Annotated in this window: 14 protein-coding genes, 3 tRNA genes and 1 pseudogene; 10 read left to right on the top strand and 8 right to left on the bottom strand. The window is 70.7% G+C overall.

Going from position 1 to position 16919, the window contains the following annotated elements; translation table 11 throughout:
- Window positions 1–121 precede the first annotated feature (121 nt).
- The gene (locus AADR41_RS35965; protein WP_342286169.1) at window positions 122–1567 is read left to right on the top strand and encodes a sulfatase family protein; all 1446 of its coding nucleotides are present in this window, start codon (window positions 122–124) and stop codon (window positions 1565–1567) included.
- A 307-nt stretch (window positions 1568–1874) separates the two neighbouring features.
- Here AADR41_RS35965 and AADR41_RS35960 read toward each other — a convergent pair whose 3' ends face one another.
- Together AADR41_RS35960 and AADR41_RS35955 are read right to left on the bottom strand one after the other, a co-directional pair.
- Window positions 1875–2675: a maleylpyruvate isomerase family mycothiol-dependent enzyme gene (locus tag AADR41_RS35960; protein WP_342286168.1), complete on the bottom strand. Its 801-nt coding sequence runs from the start codon at window positions 2673–2675 to the stop codon at window positions 1875–1877.
- A gap of 168 nt (window positions 2676–2843) precedes the next feature.
- Window positions 2844–3482, bottom strand: a complete 639-nt coding sequence (locus AADR41_RS35955; RefSeq protein ID WP_342286167.1) for a TetR/AcrR family transcriptional regulator — start codon at window positions 3480–3482, stop codon at window positions 2844–2846.
- Between the two features lie 120 nt (window positions 3483–3602).
- On the opposite strand from AADR41_RS35955, the gene AADR41_RS35950 reads away from it, so the two are divergent.
- Window positions 3603–5288 (top strand): MFS transporter, encoded by a 1686-nt coding sequence (locus AADR41_RS35950; RefSeq protein ID WP_342286166.1) that lies wholly within the window; start codon window positions 3603–3605, stop codon window positions 5286–5288.
- 91 nt (window positions 5289–5379) lie between these two features.
- Here AADR41_RS35950 and purL read toward each other — a convergent pair whose 3' ends face one another.
- The 3 genes from purL to purS are packed head-to-tail and all read right to left on the bottom strand — an operon-like array spanning window position 5380 to window position 8563.
- Complete coding sequence (gene purL / locus AADR41_RS35945; protein WP_342286165.1) at window positions 5380–7629, bottom strand: phosphoribosylformylglycinamidine synthase subunit PurL; 2250 nt, start codon at window positions 7627–7629, stop codon at window positions 5380–5382.
- On the bottom strand, window positions 7626–8306 hold the full coding sequence (gene purQ / locus AADR41_RS35940; protein WP_342286164.1) for a phosphoribosylformylglycinamidine synthase subunit PurQ: 681 nt from the start codon (window positions 8304–8306) through the stop codon (window positions 7626–7628). The genes purL and purQ overlap by 4 nt, the downstream gene beginning before the upstream one ends.
- Window positions 8303–8563 carry a phosphoribosylformylglycinamidine synthase subunit PurS gene (gene purS, locus AADR41_RS35935; RefSeq protein ID WP_124720043.1) on the bottom strand — a complete coding sequence of 87 codons (261 nt, stop codon included), beginning with the start codon at window positions 8561–8563 and terminating at the stop codon, window positions 8303–8305. The genes purQ and purS overlap by 4 nt, the downstream gene beginning before the upstream one ends.
- A 382-nt stretch (window positions 8564–8945) precedes the next feature.
- On the opposite strand from purS, the gene AADR41_RS35930 reads away from it, so the two are divergent.
- From AADR41_RS35930 to AADR41_RS35895, 8 genes are all read left to right on the top strand, one after another.
- On the top strand, window positions 8946–9281 hold the full coding sequence (locus AADR41_RS35930) for a histone-like nucleoid-structuring protein Lsr2 (RefSeq protein WP_206433536.1): 336 nt from the start codon (window positions 8946–8948) through the stop codon (window positions 9279–9281).
- A gap of 133 nt (window positions 9282–9414) precedes the next feature.
- A tRNA-Gly gene (locus AADR41_RS35925) sits at window positions 9415–9486 on the top strand.
- A 98-nt stretch (window positions 9487–9584) separates the two neighbouring features.
- Window positions 9585–9657 (top strand) — tRNA-Gly (locus tag AADR41_RS35920).
- 132 nt (window positions 9658–9789) lie between these two features.
- Window positions 9790–10815, top strand: coding sequence for an ABC transporter ATP-binding protein (locus AADR41_RS35915; protein ID WP_342286163.1), 1026 nt, complete (start codon window positions 9790–9792; stop codon window positions 10813–10815).
- Window positions 10815–11621, top strand: a complete 807-nt coding sequence (locus AADR41_RS35910; RefSeq protein ID WP_342286162.1) for an ABC transporter permease — start codon at window positions 10815–10817, stop codon at window positions 11619–11621. Before AADR41_RS35915 ends, AADR41_RS35910 begins: the two co-directional genes overlap by 1 nt.
- Window positions 11622–11635: 14 nt before the next feature.
- Window positions 11636–12958: a sensor histidine kinase gene (locus AADR41_RS35905; RefSeq protein WP_342286171.1), complete on the top strand. Its 1323-nt coding sequence runs from the start codon at window positions 11636–11638 to the stop codon at window positions 12956–12958.
- Complete coding sequence (locus AADR41_RS35900) at window positions 12955–13566, top strand: response regulator transcription factor (RefSeq protein ID WP_342286161.1); 612 nt, start codon at window positions 12955–12957, stop codon at window positions 13564–13566. Before AADR41_RS35905 ends, AADR41_RS35900 begins: the two co-directional genes overlap by 4 nt.
- 22 nt (window positions 13567–13588) lie before the next feature.
- Window positions 13589–13661 (top strand) — tRNA-Gly (locus AADR41_RS35895).
- Window positions 13662–13732: 71 nt separating this feature from the next.
- On the opposite strand, the gene AADR41_RS35890 is transcribed toward AADR41_RS35895, so the two are convergent.
- The 3 genes and pseudogenes from AADR41_RS35890 to AADR41_RS35880 all read right to left on the bottom strand — a co-directional run.
- Window positions 13733–14647, bottom strand: a complete 915-nt coding sequence (locus tag AADR41_RS35890; RefSeq protein WP_342286160.1) for a phosphoribosylaminoimidazolesuccinocarboxamide synthase — start codon at window positions 14645–14647, stop codon at window positions 13733–13735.
- A gap of 238 nt (window positions 14648–14885) precedes the next feature.
- On the bottom strand, window positions 14886–16349 hold the full coding sequence (locus AADR41_RS35885) for a N,N-dimethylformamidase beta subunit family domain-containing protein (protein WP_342286159.1): 1464 nt from the start codon (window positions 16347–16349) through the stop codon (window positions 14886–14888).
- Window positions 16350–16627: 278 nt separating this feature from the next.
- Window positions 16628–16919, bottom strand: a pseudogene (locus tag AADR41_RS35880) (hypothetical protein); the annotation flags it as partial.

Here is a 16919-nt window from a genome sequence, read left to right as displayed (position 1 = left end):
GGGTGGCGGGGGGACGGGGGATTCGGAGCGACCGAGGGCGCGCGCTCAGCCGTGACCGACGCCTGACGGGCCCGCCCCGCCTTCGCCGCCGCGCGCGGCCGAGCCCTGCCCTGGAGCAGTCATGCCTGCCCATAATTCGAACAAAAGTTCTGACAACTCTCTGACCAGGCGGGCCTTCGGGACCGCTGTCGGCGCGACCGCCGCCACCGCCGCCGTCGGCCTTCCGGCGGCCTCCCCCGCAGCGGCCGCCCCCCTGGCCGGCCACATACCGGAGCGGCCCTTCAGGGCCGCCCGGGGCAAGCACTCCCGGCGGCCCAACATCCTCTTCGTCCTCGGCGACGACCTCGGCTGGGCCGACCTCTCCTCCTACGGGTCGCCGAACATCCGCACCCCCCACCTGGACCGGCTCGGACGCCAGGGCGTGCGGTTCACCGACGCCTACTCCGGGTCCGCGACCTGCTCCCCCACCCGGTTCAGCCTCTACACCGGGCGCTACCCGGGCCGTACGAGGGGCGGGCTCGCCGAACCCATCGCGGACCGCTCGGTGGGTCTCGAACCCACCCACCCCACGCTCGCCTCGCTGCTGCGCGGCGCCGGGTACGCCACCGCGCTGATCGGCAAGTGGCACTGCGGTTATCTGCCCGACTACAGCCCCACCAGGTCCGGCTGGGACGAGTTCTTCGGGAACTTCGGCGGGGCGCTGGAGTACTACTCCAAGCTCGGGCTCGGCGGCGAGTACGACCTGTACGAGGGCGACGCCGAATACAAGGACCTGCGCTACTACACCCGGATCCTGACCGAGCGGGCGAGCGAGTACGTACAGCGCGACCACGACGGACCGTGGCTGCTCAACCTGAACTTCACCACCCCGCACTGGCCCTGGATCGCGGAGGGTGACACGGCCGAGAGCGCGGAGATCGTCCGCAGGATCAAGGAGGGCGGGCTCGGGGGGCTCTTCCATGCCGACGGCGGCTCGATCGAGAAGTACAAGCAGATGGTGGAGGACCTGGACCGTTCGGTCGGTGAGGTGCTGAAGGCGCTGAAGAGGTCCGGGCAGGAGGAGGACACGCTCGTCTTCTTCGCCAGCGACAACGGCGGCGAGCGCTTCTCGTACCAGTGGCCGCTCTCCGGCAACAAGAGCTCGCTCCAGGAGGGCGGCATCCGGGTTCCGGCGGTGCTGCGATGGCCGGCCAGGATCGATCCGCACCAGGTGAGCGGACTGCCGGTGTTCTCGCCCGACTGGACGGCGACCCTGCTGGAGCTCGGCGGCGCCCGCCCGGACCCGGCGTATCCGCTGGACGGTGTCAGCCTCGCCGGATATCTGCTGCGGGACGAGCAGCCCCGGGAGCGCGATCTGTTCTGGCGGGTGCGCGGGGAGCGGGCGCTGCGCCGGGGCGACTGGAAGTACTACCGGGGCAGGGGCGGGAAGGACCAGTTGTTCCAGCTCGCCCACGACCAGCGCGAACAGGCCGACCGGGCGGCCGCCGAACCGGAGCTGCTGGCCGAGCTGCGGGCGTCCTGGGAGCGGACGGACGCCGGGCTGCTGCCGTATCCGACGGGGGCCTGAGTCAGGGATCCGACGGGGCCCGAGTCACGGTTCCGACGGGCCGGAGTCGCGGTTCCAACAGGCCTGAGTCAGGGATCCGACGGGCCTGAGTCGCGGTTCTGACGGGGTCCTGAAGTGGACACCGGTGCGGCGCGGAGCGGTCCGTACCGCACCGCTGCCGTCACCGGCGCTCGTCTCGTTGCCGCAGGCGGCAAGGGTGAGGAGGGCGGGGAGCCCCTGCGGCCGGGATTCGGGGCGGGAGCACCCACGGCCGGGCGTCGATTCCGCAGCGGCCGGGGGGCGGTCGGGCCGGGCTTCCGGTTCCCGCTCACGCCATCAGTGGCAGCAGGGCGGCGAGATCGGCCCGCTCCCCGCTGGCGCCGACCTTCGCCCCGTCGAGCTCTCTCGCCCACTCCGTACGCCCGGTGGCGAGCCGGATCCAGGTGAGCGGATCGGTCTCCACGACGTTGGGCGGCGTCCCCCGGGTGTGCTTGGGGCCCGATACGCACTGGACGACGGCGAACGGCGGGATCCGTACCTCGACCGAGCCGCCCGGCGCCTTCTCCGCGAGGGCGTCGGCGAGCAGCCGGGTGCAGGCGGCGAGCGCCTGGCGGTCGAACGGGACGTCGAGGCCGGCCGCCTCGTTCAGATCGTCGGTGTGCACGACGAGTTCGACAGTACGGGTGACGAGGAAGTCGGCCAGCCGCATCACCCCGGTCCGCATCGTCAGCAGCCGCTCGTCGCCGGCCCCGGGCACCATCTCCTCGAACCGCGCCGCGACCTCCTCATACAGCGCGTCCAGGTCGGGGTGGTCCAGGGCGAGCCTCCTGGTGTCGTCGGCGATGCCGGCCGCCCGGTCCGCGGTCGCGAACGGCCACTGGACGGGCGTGAGGCCGGGCTTGGCAGCGGCGGGTTCCGGCAGCTCCAGACTCCGGGTGACGCCGGAGAGCGCCATGGTCAGGTGTGCGGCCAGTTCGCGTACGGTCCAGTCGCCGAGCCGGGTCGGCAGCGCGAGCTGTTCGGGCGTCAGGGCACGGACGGCTTCCCGGACATGGGCGAACTGCGCCAGGACGGCGGTGCGGGTCCTGACCGGGTCGTAGCGACGGGCGCGTTTCTGGGACGGCGGCATGTCCGCGAGCCTAAGCGCTGCCGGACCGGACGGGCGGACCCGCCGGCCCCAGCACCGCCGAACCGGACCGGACCGGACGGACCGACCCTCCGACCCCAGCACCACCGGACCGGACCCGGACCGTACCGCCGGCCCCCACACCACTGAACGGGCCGGACGCCCCCGGCCTCAGCGCCGGATCGCGAAGTCGCCCAGGCCGCCGGCGAGCAGGGCGAAACCGCGCTCGGCGAGTGCGACGGCGTCCGCGGCGATCGCGTCCGCCGACTCCCCCGCCAGCAGCCGCAACTGGTTCGCGTGGATGAGGGCGTTGCGGGTGCCGATCAGCTGGGCGCCCGCCACCCGCGCGATGGCCGGTTCCTCCCCCTCCTCGACCAGCGCTTCGGCGAGCAGGTCGAAGGAGCGCATGGAGAACCCGTGGGCCCGGGTGAGCAGCGCCGGGGTCTCCTGGATCAGCCGGCGAACTCCGAGCACCACCGGCAGGTCGCTCATTCCGACCGCGGGATCGCGCTGCTCGACGGCGGCCAGGAACTGTCCGCGCACGGCGGCCAGGGCGGATTCGCCGGGGGCCCGGTCCCGGACCGTGCGCGCGACATCGCCCACGTGCTCCTCCATGGGAGCGAGGACCAGGTCCTCCTTGCCGGCGAAGTAGTTGAAGACGGTCATCTTCGATACCTCGGCCGCCTCCGCGATCTCGGCGACCGAGACCTTGTCGAAGCCGCGCTCGGCGAAGAGTTCGGTGGCGGCGGCCAGCAGGCGGTGCCGCGTCTGGAGTTTCTTGCGCTCGCGCAGGCTCATCCCCTCGGTCATGGCGTCACTGTACCAGGATGAAAGTTGATCCAAGATTAATTCTTGACTCAATATATTTTCATGGACCATGGTGGTGCCCGGCCGCAGCGGCACCGAGCCGCTCGGGAGGGGAGCCCAGCCATGTCCGCAGTCACTCCCACAGCCATGACCAGACGTCAGCGCATCATCGGGTTGGCGCTCTGCATCGCCACGATCCTGCTGGCCGTGCTCGACACGAACATCGTCTCGGCGGCGACCGTGCCGATCGTCAGCGATCTCGACCCGGTGCACGGCATCGACAAGATCCCCTGGCTGATCGCCGCCTATCAGCTCGCCGCCACCGCCGCGCTACCGCTCTACGGGAAGCTCTGCGACGTGATCGGCGCCAAGCAGGTCTTCATCGGGGCCGTCGCCACCTTCCTCGCCGGTTCGGCGCTGTGCGGAATGGCGGACTCCATGGGCTGGCTGATCGCCGCCCGCGCGCTCCAGGGCGTCGGCGGCGGTGGACTGATGAGCGTCACCATGGTCGTGCTGCGCGAGCTCAAGGGCCCCGAGGAGAAGGGCGGCAAGGGCGGCAGCATCGGCGGGATCGTCGCGGGGGCCGGGATGGCGCTCGGACCGTGGCTCGGCGGAGCACTCGCCGACCACGCCGACTGGCGGTGGATCTTCTACGTGAACCTGCCGGTCGGCATCGCCGTCCTGGCCGCGGCGGTCCGGGTGCTGAGACTGCCCGCGCACAGCACCCGCCGCGCGATCGACTTCCTCGGCGCCGGGCTCGCCGCCGCCTTCTCCACCATGCTGCTGCTGGTCACCCAGTGGGGCGGCAAGGACCACGCCTGGTCGTCCCCGCTGATCGTCGGACTCCTCGTGGCGACCGCCGCCGCGCTCGCCCTCTTCGTACGCCGCCAGGCCACCGCGGCCGAACCGGTGCTGCCGCTCGGCCTGTTCAGGATCCGGGAGATCCGGTACGGCTTCGCCATCCAGGGCCTGGTCGGCGCGGCCATGATGGGCTCGATGGTCTACGTGGTGATCTATCTCCAGGTCGTACGCGGGATCGCCGCCTCGTCGGCCGGGCTCTACCTGATCCCGATGGCGATCGGCATGACCGCCGTCGGACTGCTCTCCGACCGGCTCGCCTCGGCCGGCTGGTCGCAGAAGACCTTCGTCGTCAGCGGCACGGTCTGCGCGTCCGCCGCCCTGGCACTGCTCGCCACGCTTTCCACGGACACCGGCCTCTGGACGGTCCGCGCCGCGCTGCTGCTGATGGGTGTCGGCTTCGGCCAGCTCATCGGCCAGCTGATCCAACTGGTCCAGGACACCGCGCCGACCGCGCAGTTGGGCGTGGCCACCACCGGCGTCCGGTTCTTCCAGACCCTCGGCGGCGCGCTGGGCGCCGCGGTCTTCGGCACCGTACTCAGCAGGGTCTACGCGGCCCGTGGCCCCGGCGGCACGACCAGCACCATCGGCGAGCTGACCGGCCACGCCCGCCGGCAGGCGCTGGACGCGTTCGTCTCCTCGACGGGCGTGGTCTTCTGGTCGGCGACCGGGGTGATGATCCTGGCGGCCGTTCTGGCGACCCGGCTGCCGGCCGGTGGCCGGCCGAAGCCGGCGGAGACGGAGAAGGCGGCTGAGGCGGCTGAGGCAGCGGAGGCAGCGGAGGCAGCGGAGGCAGCGGAGGCAGCGGAGGCAGCGGAGGCGGCGGAGGCAGCGGAGGCAGCGGAGGCAGCGGAGGCAGCGGAGGCAGCGGAGGCAGCGGAGGCGGCGGAGGCGGAGAAGCCGGAGGTAAATGCCACCGCATTCGCCACGGCACCGCCGCTCTCCCGCTGAATACACAATTCCGTCGGCCTTTTCCGGCCCCGCCCGCGAGAACGGCCCCGCCCATGAACTGGGCGGGGCCGTTCTCGTCAGAACCCGCGGGTCAGGCGAGCAGCGCCGGAATGGTCGCCTCGTGCGCCGTCCGCAGCTCGTTCAGCGGAATGCCGAACTCACCCTGGACCTCGATCTCCTCGCCGGCCACGACACCGATCCGGGCGACGGGCAGACCCCGCGCACCGCACATGTCGTTGAAGCGAAGCTCCTCGCTCCGCGGCACGGAGACGACCGCGCGCCCCGCCGACTCGGAGAAGAGGAAGGTGAACGCGTCCAGCCCGTCCGGCACGACCAGCCGGGCACCCTTCCCGCCGCGCAGGCAGGACTCGGTGACCGCCTGGATCAGACCGCCGTCGGAGAGGTCGTGCGCCGCGTCGATCATGCCGTCGCGGGAGGCCGAGATCAGGATCTCGCCGAGCAGTTTCTCGCGGCCCAGGTCGACCTTGGGCGGCAGGCCGCCGAGGTGGTTGTGGACGACCTCGGACCAGGCCGAGCCGCCGAACTCCTCGTGCGTGTCGCCCAGCAGGTAGAGGAGCTGGCCCTCTTCCGCGAAGGCGACCGGCGTACGCCGGGTGACATCGTCGATCACACCGAGCACGGCCACGACCGGCGTCGGGTGGATCGCCGTCTCACCGGTCTGGTTGTACAGCGACACATTGCCGCCGGTGACCGGGGTGCCCAGCTCCAGGCAGCCGTCCGCCAGACCACGGGTGGCCTCGGCGAACTGCCACATGACGTCCGGGTCCTCGGGCGAACCGAAGTTCAGGCAGTCCGAGATGGCCAGCGGCTTGGCGCCGGAGGCGGCGACGTTGCGGTACGACTCCGCCAGCGCGAGCTGCGCACCGGTGTACGGGTCGAGCTTGGCGTACCGGCCGTTGCCGTCGGTCGCCATGGCCACGCCCAGGTTCGACTGCTCGTCGATCCGGACCATGCCGGCGTCCTCGGGCATCGCGAGCACGGTGTTGCCCTGCACGAACCGGTCGTACTGGTCCGTGATCCAGGACTTCGACGCCTGGTTCGGCGAGGCGACCAGCTTGAGGACCTGCTCGCGCAGCTCCGCGCCGTTCGCCGGGCGGGCCAGCTTGCCGGCGTCGTCGGCCTGGAGCGCGTCCTGCCAGGACGGGCGGGCGAACGGACGGTGGTACGTCGGGCCCTCGTGGGCGACGGACCGCGGCGGCACGTCCACGATCTGCTCACCGTGCCAGAAGATCTCCAGCTGGGAACCCTCGGTCACCTCACCGATGACGGTGGCGATGACGTCCCACTTCTCGCAGATCTCCAGGAATCGGTCCACGTGCTGCGGCTCGACGATCGCGCACATGCGCTCCTGCGACTCGCTCATGAGGATTTCCTCGGGCGAGAGGGAGGAGTCGCGCAGCGGCACGGTGTCCAGTTCGACCCGCATGCCGCCGGAGCCGGCGGAGGCCAGCTCGGACGTGGCGCAGGAGAGCCCGGCGCCGCCGAGGTCCTGGATGCCCGCGACGAGCTTCTCCTTGAAGATCTCCAGGGTGCACTCGATGAGGAGCTTCTCCTGGAACGGGTCGCCGACCTGGACGGCCGGGCGCTTCGCGGGGCCGGTCGACTCGAAGGTCTCCGAGGCCAGCACCGAGACACCGCCGATGCCGTCGCCGCCGGTGCGGGCACCGTAGAGGATCACCTTGTTGCCGGGGCCGGAGGCCTTGGCCAGGTGGATGTCCTCGTGCTTCATCACGCCGATGCAGCCGGCGTTGACCAGCGGGTTGCCCTGGTAGCAGGCGTCGAAGACGACCTCGCCGCCGATGTTCGGCAGGCCCAGGCAGTTTCCGTAGCCGCCGATGCCCGCGACGACGCCCGGCAGGACGCGCTTGGTGTCGGGGTGGTCGGCCGCGCCGAAGCGCAGCGGGTCGACGACCGCGACCGGGCGGGCACCCATGGCGAGGATGTCGCGGACGATGCCGCCGACGCCGGTGGCCGCGCCCTGGTAGGGCTCGATGTACGAGGGGTGGTTGTGCGACTCGACCTTGAAGGTGACCGCGTAACCCTGACCGACGTCGACCACACCGGCGTTCTCGCCGATGCCGACGAGCATCGCGTCGTTGGCGGGGACCTTCTCGCCGAACTGCTTGAGGTGGACCTTGCTGCTCTTGTACGAGCAGTGCTCGGACCACATCACGGAGTACATGGCGAGCTCGGCGCCGGTGGGACGGCGGCCCAGGATCTCGCGGATCCGGGCGTACTCGTCCTCCTTGAGGCCGAGCTCCTTCCAGGGCTGCGCGACGTCCGGGGTCTCGGCCGCGTGCTTGACCGTATCCAGGCTCATGCGTTGACCAGCTTCTTGATGATCGAGGTGAAGAACCCGAGACCGTCGGTGCGGCCGGTTCCGATCAGCGGCTCGACGGCGTGCTCCGGGTGCGGCATCAGGCCGACGACATTGCCCGCGGCGTTGGTGATGCCGGCGATGTCCCGCAGCGAGCCGTTGGGGTTCATGTCCAGGTAGCGGAAGGCCACCCGGCCCTCCGCCTCCAGCTCGTCGAGCACGCGCTCGTCGGCGACGTAGCGCCCGTCCACGTTCTTGAGCGGTACGGAGATCTCCTGGCCCGCGGAGTAGTCCGAGGTCCAGGCGGTCTCCGCGTTCTCGACGCGCAGCTTCTGATCGCGGCAGATGAAGTGCAGGTGGTTGTTCCGCAGCATCGCGCCGGGCAGCAGATGCGCCTCGGTCAGGATCTGGAAGCCGTTGCAGATGCCGAGGACCGGCATCCCCGCCTTCGCCTGCTCGATGACGGTCTCCATGACCGGCGAGAAGCGGGAGATGGCTCCGGCCCGCAGATAGTCGCCGTAGGAGAAGCCGCCCGCCAGGATGACCGCGTCGACCTGGTGCAGGTCCTTGTCGCGGTGCCACAGCGACACGGGCTCGGCGCCCGCGAGCCGTACGGCCCTCAGGCTGTCCTTGTCGTCGAGCGTGCCGGGAAAGGTGACGACTCCGATGCGAGCGGTCACTTCGGCTCCTCGGCCTTCTCCACCTTCACGGTGAAGTCCTCGATGACGGTGTTGGCGAGGAAAGTCTCGGCCATCTCGTGAATGCGGCCGAGGGCGGCATCGTCGACCGGCCCCTCTACCTCCAGCTCGAAACGCTTTCCCTGACGTACGTCCGCGATTCCCTCGAAGCCGAGACGGGGCAGTGCGCGCTGCACCGCCTGTCCCTGCGGGTCGAGGATCTCGGGCTTGAGCATGACGTCGACTACGACGCGTGCCACTGGCACTCCCGGTGGTGGTGTGGTGCGGCTGTTTCTCCGGGGGGCTCCCCAGACCCCCGCAGGTCCCCTCAGCGTACCTGGCCAGAAATTCTACGCGGGTAGATATCAAGAACCTTGATCACGCCCAGATATCGGACGCGACAACACACAGGGAAAGTCCTGCAAAAATAATCCTCACCGGCAGCACACATAGAAGGCTGACACGCGGAGTTAATTGGGTGGGCTTCACAATGCGGCACCAACCGCTGTACAAATGATTACCGGGGAATGCAGCATTGCCCTAAACAGTCGGCAACCGTCGACACCGCATCCGCCTAGCAGCCGGAAGGCCGGCATCAGCGCACGCCAGACGCGCCGATCCCGTAGGAAAGGACCGATATCCGTGGCGCAGCGCGTAGTGGTCACGCTCTCCGACGACATCGACGGGGGAGCAGCGGCGGAAACGGTCACCTTCGCCCTGGACGGGAAGTCGTACGAGATCGACCTCAATACGTCCAATGCAAAGAAACTTCGCAAGGCCCTCGCGCCGTACATGGCGGCGGGACGAAAGCAGACAAACGCCGGCAAGCACGGCAAGACTCCCGTGTCGTACCGGCACACTTCGCTCGCCCCCGACCCGGCGGCCGTACGCGCCTGGGCCCGCTCGCACCGGATGGAGGTGCCGGCCCGCGGCCGGATCCCCAAGAAGGTCTACGAGGCCTTCCGGGAAGCGAGTTGACCCTCCGGCAGGGCCCCCGACACCCCCTTGGGCGACACCCTGCGGACACCGACTTGCGCTACACCCCCGCAGGTCGGCTAAAGTCTGGAGCACGCCGAGGGGCAAGGCCAAAAAGCCGAACCCCACGCAGCGTGCGGGTGTAGTTCAGTAGTAGAACATCCCCCTTCCAGGGGGAAGGCGCAGTGTGCAATTCCTGTCACCCGCTCTGCATCGCTCATATCGACCACTCCGGTGGATCGGGTAGAGTGATGCTCGCACCGCCCGATGAAACTCCTTCCGAGGAGTACAATGAGCGGCAGCAATGCGGACGTGGCTCAGTTGGTAGAGCATCACCTTGCCAAGGTGAGGGTCGCGAGTTCGAATCTCGTCGTCCGCTCTTGATCGAAACGAAGGCCCTGGTCGATATCGACCAGGGCCTTCGTCGTGCCCGGCCACACATGACGTTTGTCATGAGCAGTAATGACAACTCGCACTGATCCCGTCGCCGATCCCGCGGGAATCTGTGGGCATGACCAGCGACGACATCCCAGGCAACCGCGCGGACCGGACCGCGGCACCCGTCCCGGCCGCCTCCGTGTCCGTGTCCCGTTCCGATGCGGTGATCGAGGCGGCCGGAGTGCGACGGCGCTATGCGGGCGGATTCGAGGCCGTGGCCGGCGTCTCCTTCTCGGTGGCGCGCGGCGAGCTCTTCGCACTGCTCGGTACGAACGGCGCGGGCAAGACCTCCACCGTCGAGCTGCTGGAGGGCCTGGCCGTACCCGACGGCGGCACGGTCCGGGTGCTCGGCCACGACCCGTACCGGGAGCGTGCCGCCGTGCGGCCGCGGATCGGGGTGATGCTCCAGGAGGGCGGCTTCCCGTCCGAGCTGACGGTCACCGAGACGGTACGGATGTGGGCGGGCTGCACCAGCGGCGCGCGCCCGACCGGCGAGGCGCTGGAGCTGGTCGGGCTCTCCCACCGGGGGCGGGTACGGGTCAAGCAGCTCTCCGGCGGTGAGCGGCGCCGGCTCGATCTGGCGATGGCCCTGCTCGGCCGGCCCGAGGTGCTGTTCCTGGACGAGCCGACCACCGGGCTCGACGCCGAAGGGCGGCGCGACACCTGGGAGTTGGTGCGCGAGCTGCGGGACGGCGGCACCACCGTGCTGCTCACCACGCACTACCTGGAGGAGGCCGAGACGCTCGCCGACCGGCTGGCGATCATGCACCGGGGGCGGATCGTGACGGCGGGCACCACCGCCGAGGTGACCGCCGCCCGTCCCTCCCGGATCCGGTTCGAGCTGCCGGAGGAGGTTCCGGCGGCCCGGCTTCCGCTCGGGCTGCGGGCCGCCGCCGACGGCCGCCGGATCGAGATCCGTACCCACCGTCTGCAGGAGTCCCTGGACGAACTGCTGACCTGGGCCCGTGAGTCGGACGTCCGGCTGCTGGGTCTCGATGCCCGTTCGGCCTCGCTCGAAGAGGCGTTCCTCGACATCGCCCAGAGCGCGTCGGACAACGAGGCGAACGGCGAAACGTACGACGAGAAGGTGGCTGCGTGATGACGACCACGACGACGAGCACGACCGGTGCGACCGGCGCCGGCACGACGCTCCGGGGCCGGCTGACCGCCCTCGGGCGCGCCGAGGTCTCCCTGCTCGCCCGCAACCGGACGGCGGTGTTCGTCTCGCTGCTGATGCCCGCCGCCATGGTCCTGGCGATGAAGTCGGCGCTGAAGCAGTCCGTTCTCGACGGGACCGGCCTGTCCGTCGCCGGGGCGGCGCTCACCGGTGGCATCGGCATCGTGCTGATCCAGGCCGTCTACATGAACCTGGTCTCGTCCTACGTGGCACGGCGCGAGGATCTCGTTCTGAAACGGCTGCGCACCGGCGAGGTCACCGACCCGGAGATCCTCGTCGGGACCGCCCTGCCGTCGGTCGCGCTGGCGCTGGCCCAGACCGTGGTGATCGTGGTCGCGGGGACGGCCTTCTTCGGCCTCGCCGCGCCGCAGCGGCCCGAACTGCTGCTGGCGGGCCTGCTGCTGGGCGTGGTGCTGCTGGCGGCACTGGCCGCGGCCACCTCCGCGGTGACCCGCACCGTGCAGACGTCGCAGCTCACCACTCTCCCGCTGTTCTTCCTCTCGATGATGGGCTCGGGGCTCTTCGTGCCGCTGGAGGTCATGCCCGACCCGATGGCGTCCGTGTGCGAGCTGCTGCCGGTGACCGGGGTCATGACGCTCGTACGGACGGGCTGGCTGGGCGGGGCCGGCGGCTCCGACCTGCTCGTGGCCGCCATGACCGGGCTGGCCTGGACCGGGTTCGCCGTGTTTGCTGTGCAACGGCGGTTCCGCTGGGATCCGCGACGCTGAGGAGGGACACCGTGGTGCTCGTACGGGGCTGGCGCCGCAACTGGCAGCAGCGCACCAAGCTGGAGCGGATCGATCTCTACTCGCGGGTGACCCTCTCGTTGGTGCCCTGGCTCTTCACCCTGTCGTGGCAGCTGGCCCCCTTCGATTCGGACATCCGCCATGCGCCGCTGCCGATCGCCCTGGGCGTGGCACTGCTGCTCGTGAGCCTGGTGCAGTGTCTGCTGAGCAACCGCAACGTCCGGCTGTCGTACGCGCACTACCTCGGCACCGCCGTCCTCCCCCGGCGGCGGCAACTGCCGCCCCTGGTGCTGCTGCTGGTCAACCTGGGGCTGCTGGCGACGATGGCCGGGGTGGACGGGGTCACCGACAGCGGGCTGCTCGTCATGACCATGAACGCTCCGGTGGCGCCCGCGATAACGCAGGTCCTGGTGACCCCGGTCCGCACCTTCCTGGTCCACTCGCTCGCCGTCGCCGCGCTGGGCGTCGGTGTCCTCGCCGCGGTCGGGGTACGGGGCGGGGCACTGGCCGGGGTGGTGCCGACGATGCTCTTCGGCTGTGTGCTCACACTGATCGCCGTACGGCCCGGCGCCTGGAGCCTGGCTGTGATGTGGCAGGCCGAGGAGGCCCGGGATCTTCAGGCCCGGCTCGCGGTCGCCGAGGAGCGGCTGCGGTTCGGACGGGACCTGCACGACGTACTGGGCCGCAATCTCGCCGTGATCGCGCTGAAGAGCGAGCTGGCCGTGGAACTGGCCCAGCGCGGCCGGCCGGAGGCGGTGGACCAGATGGTCGAGGTGCAGCGGATAGCCCGCACCTCGCAGCAGGAGGTGCGCGATGTCGTACGGGGCTACCGGGAGGCCGATCTGAATACGGAACTGGCGGGCGCCCGGGGGGTGTTGAGCGCGGCCGGGATCAGGTGCGAGGTGACGGGCGACGCCGGCGACCGGCTGCCCGCGCCCGTGCAGTCGGCGCTCGGCTGGGTCGTGCGGGAGGCGGCGACCAATGTGCTGCGGCACGGCGATCCACGCCACTGCACGATCCGGCTCGGCGCCTCGGCGGACGAGGCCGTGCTGCTGGTGGAGAACGACGGGGCGGCGGCCGACGCGGGGCGGGACGGCAGCTCCGGGGCGGGCGACGGCTCCGGACCGGGCGGCTCCGGGCTCGCGGGGCTGCGGGAGCGGTTGCGGGTGGTCGACGGTTCGCTGGACGCGGGCCCGGCGGGAAACGGCCTGTTCCGGCTCACCGCCACGATCCCGCTCGGGCCGACGGCGCCCCCGGCCGGCCTCGGCAAGCCGCCTGCCGCCCGGGAGGCACCCGTACTTCAGGAGGAACGACGATGACGACCGTACGGGTGCTGCTCGCCGACGACGAGCATCTGATCCGGGGCGCGCTGGCCGCGCTGCTGGCCCTGGAGGAGGACCTCGCGGTGGTCGCGGAGGCCGCGACCGGCCCCGAGGCACTGGCCATGGCCCGGGCCCACCGGCCCGATGTGGCGGTCCTCGATCTGGAGATGCCGGGCGCCGACGGTGTGAGTGTCGCCACATCCCTGCGGGCCGAACTGCCCGGCTGCCGGACGATGATCGTGACCAGTCACGGGCTGCCCGGACACCTCAAGCGGGCGCTGGAGGCGGGTGTGCGGGCCTTCGTTCCGAAGACCGTCAGCGCCCGGCAACTGGCCGGGATCATCCGCACCGTGCACGCCGGAAACCGTTACGTGGAACCGGAGTTGGCGGCCGACGCGATCTCCGCCGGGGACTCTCCGCTGACCGCGCGGGAGACCGAGGTACTGGAGCTGGCGGCGGACGGGGCACCCGTCGCGGAGATCGCGGAGCGGGCGTCGCTGTCGCCGGGAACGGTACGGAATTACCTCTCCGCGGCCACCTCGAAGCTCGGCGCGGAGAATCGGCATGCCGCGGTGCGTCTCGCACGGCAGCGCGGATGGGTATAGTGGGTCTCGCGCTTCGGCGCTTGCGGACGTAGCTCAGTTGGTAGAGCGCAACCTTGCCAAGGTTGAGGTCGCCAGTTCGAACCTGGTCGTCCGCTCGGTAAAGCAAGAAGCCCCCGGCCTTCCGGCCGGGGGCTTCTTCGTGTTCCGTCGGCAGTCCTGGACGGTCCTACTGCCAGGGCGTGCCGGTGAGGAGTTCGTACGCCTCCAGGTACTTCGCCCGGGTCGCGTCCACGATCTCCGGGGGCAGCGCCGGCGGCGGCTGCTCGCTCCCGCGGTCCCAGCCGGAGGCCGGTGAGGTCAGCCAGTCGCGGACGAACTGCTTGTCGTAGCTGGGCTGGGCCCGGCCCGGCTCCCAGCCGGCCGCGGGCCAGAAGCGCGAGGAGTCCGGGGTCAGCACCTCGTCCGCGATGATCAGCTCCTCGCCGCCGTCGGCGGTGGGCGTGAAACCGAACTCGAACTTGGTGTCGGCGAGGATGATGCCACGCTCGCGCGCGATGTCACGTGCCCGGCCGTAGACGTCCAGCGTGGTGCGGCGCAGCAGCTCGGCGGTCTCCGTTCCGACCTGGCGGGCCACCTCCTCGAAGCTCACGTTCTCGTCGTGGTCGCCGACGGCCGCCTTGGTGGCGGGGGTGAAGATCGGCTCCGGGAGCTCGGAGCCGTCGACGAGCCCCTCGGGCAGCGGGAGACCGCAGACCGTGCGGGACTGCTTGTACTCGACGAGGCCGGAGCCGGTGAGGTAGCCCCGGGCGACGCACTCGACCGGGACCATCCGCAGCGACTTGCAGATCAGGGTGCGGCCGGCCCAGTCGGCGGGGGCTCCGGCGGGGAGCTCCGTGGACAGGACGTGGTTCGGTACGAGATCGGCGAGCTGGTCGAACCACCACAGCGAGAGCCGGGTGAGCACCCGGCCCTTGTCCGGGATCTCGGTCGGCAGGACCCAGTCGTACGCGGACATGCGGTCGCTGGCGACCATGACGAGGTCGCCCGCCTCGTTCCGGTACAGGTCGCGCACCTTGCCCGTGTGCAGGTGGGTGAGCCCCGGGACCTGCACTGGCTCGGGCTTTTCTACAAATCCGGACACGCTGCCTCCGCGTAGGTTGATCCAGGAGTCGTTCCGATTCTCCCGTATCGGAGCGCGGCGGAGTGGGGCGGGGCGTCCGTGGCGCCGACTTCCTTGGCCCCGTGGGCGGTTCAGCGGCGCTCGGCTTGCCACTGGGGTTCAGCGACGCTCGGCTTGCAGCCACGGTGCAGCCGCGCGTTTGCCGCTGCGGACAGTTGCGCTTGCAGATGCGGTGCAGATCCGCATTTGGCGCTGCGGTTCAGTCGCGCTTGCAGATGCGGTCGAGGAGGTTGGCGGTGGCCCGCTGGATGCGCGGGTCCACATGGCCGGGGCGGTCCAGCGCCGGGGACCAGGCGAAGGTGCCCGAGGCGAAGACGATCGCCCCGGACGGGGCCCGGTACACGGATGTCTCCTGGTGCCGCTTGACGCCCTCGCTGTCCAGGTACGGGGAGTGGGCGAGCAGGATGCGACTCTCGTGCTCGGGCAGTGCGGTGCGCGGGAAGTAGCGGTCGGCCTCGCCCGCGACCAGGCCGTCGAGCTCGTCGCCCTCGCCCGCGCCCGTCGCCTCCCAGAGCCAGTGCTCGGCGTTCCGTACGACCAGAGGGTGCGGATCGGGGACCCGGCCCGCGTACTGGATGCCGAGGAGTTGCTGCTCGGGGCGGTCGATCTCGCGCCAGAGGGCGGGCTTGCCGGGGCCGCGCCGCTTGCGGCAGGTGAGCAGGCGGTCCGGGACGCCGGACGGCGACGGGGAGAGGCTGACCTGCCAGTACATGGTGTTGGCGGAGAGGAAGACCAGTGAGGTGCCGCCGTCGCGGGCGCTTTCGACGGTGCGGCGCATCGGCACCGACCAGTACTCGTCGTGGCCGGGGAAGACCAGGCCCCGGTAGCGGGCCGGATCGACGCGGCCGGCGTGCAGATCGCGGGTGTCGGCGTACGCGAGGTCGTAGCCGTACCGCTCCGCCCAGCGGATGAAGTCGTAGGCGTGGCCGACGTGGAGCGGCAGACCGGCGCCCGCGTAGGGGCGGTCGAAGGAGACGGTGACCGCGGCGTCCTCCTCGCCCAGGAGGCAGCCCTGCTCGTCCCAGGCGTGGTAGAGGCTGGCGCCGGTACGGCCGTCCTCCGGGTAGAGGTTGTACGCCTGCCAGGTGATGTCCGGCAGGACCAGCAGCAGATCGGCCGGCTGGTCGTCGCGGACCGTGAACGGGATGTGGGAGCGGTATCCGTTCATCGTGGTGAGCACGGCGACGTACGCGCCGATCGACCAGTAGGTGGGGATCTGGAGCCGCCAGGACTGCCACCAGTGGTGGCAGGAGACCGTGCGGTCGGCGGTGAGCGGCGCGGGCTGGACGATGCCGGCGAGCCGGGGGCTCGTGGTGATCTGGGCGGCGCCGTCGCCGCCGTAGTGACCGATGCGGTAGATGTCGACGGAGAACTGCTGGGGCGGGTCCACCGTGACGTGGAAGTCGATCGCCTCGCCGGGGGCCGCGGCGCCCGTGGAGATGAAGCCCTTGATCTGGCGGTGCACATCGTCGGCCGTGCGCATGCCGCCGTCGGTGGAACCGCGGGTCAGGGCGGGGTCGGCGTACCAGGGGACGACATGGCCGGTGTCGTCGAAGTAGTTCTCGCTGCCGCGCAGCCAGGGCAGCGGGCCCTGGCCGAAGGGGTCGGAGACGGCATGCGCGAGGGCACCCGACTCCCATCGCCGAATCTGCTCCGTCCCCATGGCGTTTCCCTCCCTCAGGTCCCCCGAGACAGCAGTCGATGGTGGATGGCCGATCGTCGATCCCGGATCATCGATCGCTGATCGTCAATCGCGGATCGTCGATCGCCGCTGGTCATGCGTCATCGGTGCGCCAACAGCACTGCGCCGACTGTCAGCGTCGATCCCCAGCACATCACATAACGCATGTGATCCGTCACCGTTCGTTGCGAATTGATGTGAACGGAACGTTCCATTCCGGGTGTTGGGGTCTTTGTGGTGTGACTGCCGGGGCTGCTGTTTCAGACGAGGCGGACGGGCTTGTCGGTACGTACGCCGATGGAAGCCAGCCAGGACCGCAGCGGTTCCGCGTCCCCGTCCTCGACCAGGCTCAGGACCGGACTGCCGAGGTCGGCCCGGCGCTCGCCGTCGATCAGCAGCGCGGGACCGTCCAGCCAGTCGAGGCCGGGCGCCGCGCCCGCCGTGTCCACCGCCGCACAGCAGACCATCGCCGCGACATGGTCGGCGAGCAGCTCCGTGCCCGTACGGGGCGGCTGGAGCGGGAAGAGCGGGAGGGGGTCGGGGCCCCAGGGG

Source organism: Streptomyces sp. CLV115, assembly GCF_038448545.1.
GTDB classification, from domain to species: Bacteria; Actinomycetota; Actinomycetes; order Streptomycetales; family Streptomycetaceae; genus Streptomyces; species Streptomyces sanglieri.
Note: the sequence above shows the minus strand (reverse complement) of the source record. Positions and strands in the feature narration are given on the sequence as shown.

Excerpts from the sequence above, each read along its gene's own strand:
- AADR41_RS35965 (WP_342286169.1), top strand. The coding sequence starts at position 122 with ATGCCTGCCCATAATTCGAACAAAAGTTCTGACAACTCTCTGACCAGG.
- AADR41_RS35960 (WP_342286168.1), bottom strand. The coding sequence starts at position 2,675 with ATGCCGCCGTCCCAGAAACGCGCCCGTCGCTACGACCCGGTCAGGACC.
- AADR41_RS35955 (WP_342286167.1), bottom strand. The coding sequence starts at position 3,482 with ATGACCGAGGGGATGAGCCTGCGCGAGCGCAAGAAACTCCAGACGCGG.
- AADR41_RS35950 (WP_342286166.1), top strand. The coding sequence starts at position 3,603 with ATGTCCGCAGTCACTCCCACAGCCATGACCAGACGTCAGCGCATCATC.
- purL (WP_342286165.1), bottom strand. The coding sequence starts at position 7,629 with ATGAGCCTGGATACGGTCAAGCACGCGGCCGAGACCCCGGACGTCGCG.
- AADR41_RS35915 (WP_342286163.1), top strand. The coding sequence starts at position 9,790 with ATGACCAGCGACGACATCCCAGGCAACCGCGCGGACCGGACCGCGGCA.
- AADR41_RS35910 (WP_342286162.1), top strand. The coding sequence starts at position 10,815 with ATGACGACCACGACGACGAGCACGACCGGTGCGACCGGCGCCGGCACG.
- AADR41_RS35900 (WP_342286161.1), top strand. The coding sequence starts at position 12,955 with ATGACGACCGTACGGGTGCTGCTCGCCGACGACGAGCATCTGATCCGG.
- AADR41_RS35885 (WP_342286159.1), bottom strand. The coding sequence starts at position 16,349 with ATGGGGACGGAGCAGATTCGGCGATGGGAGTCGGGTGCCCTCGCGCAT.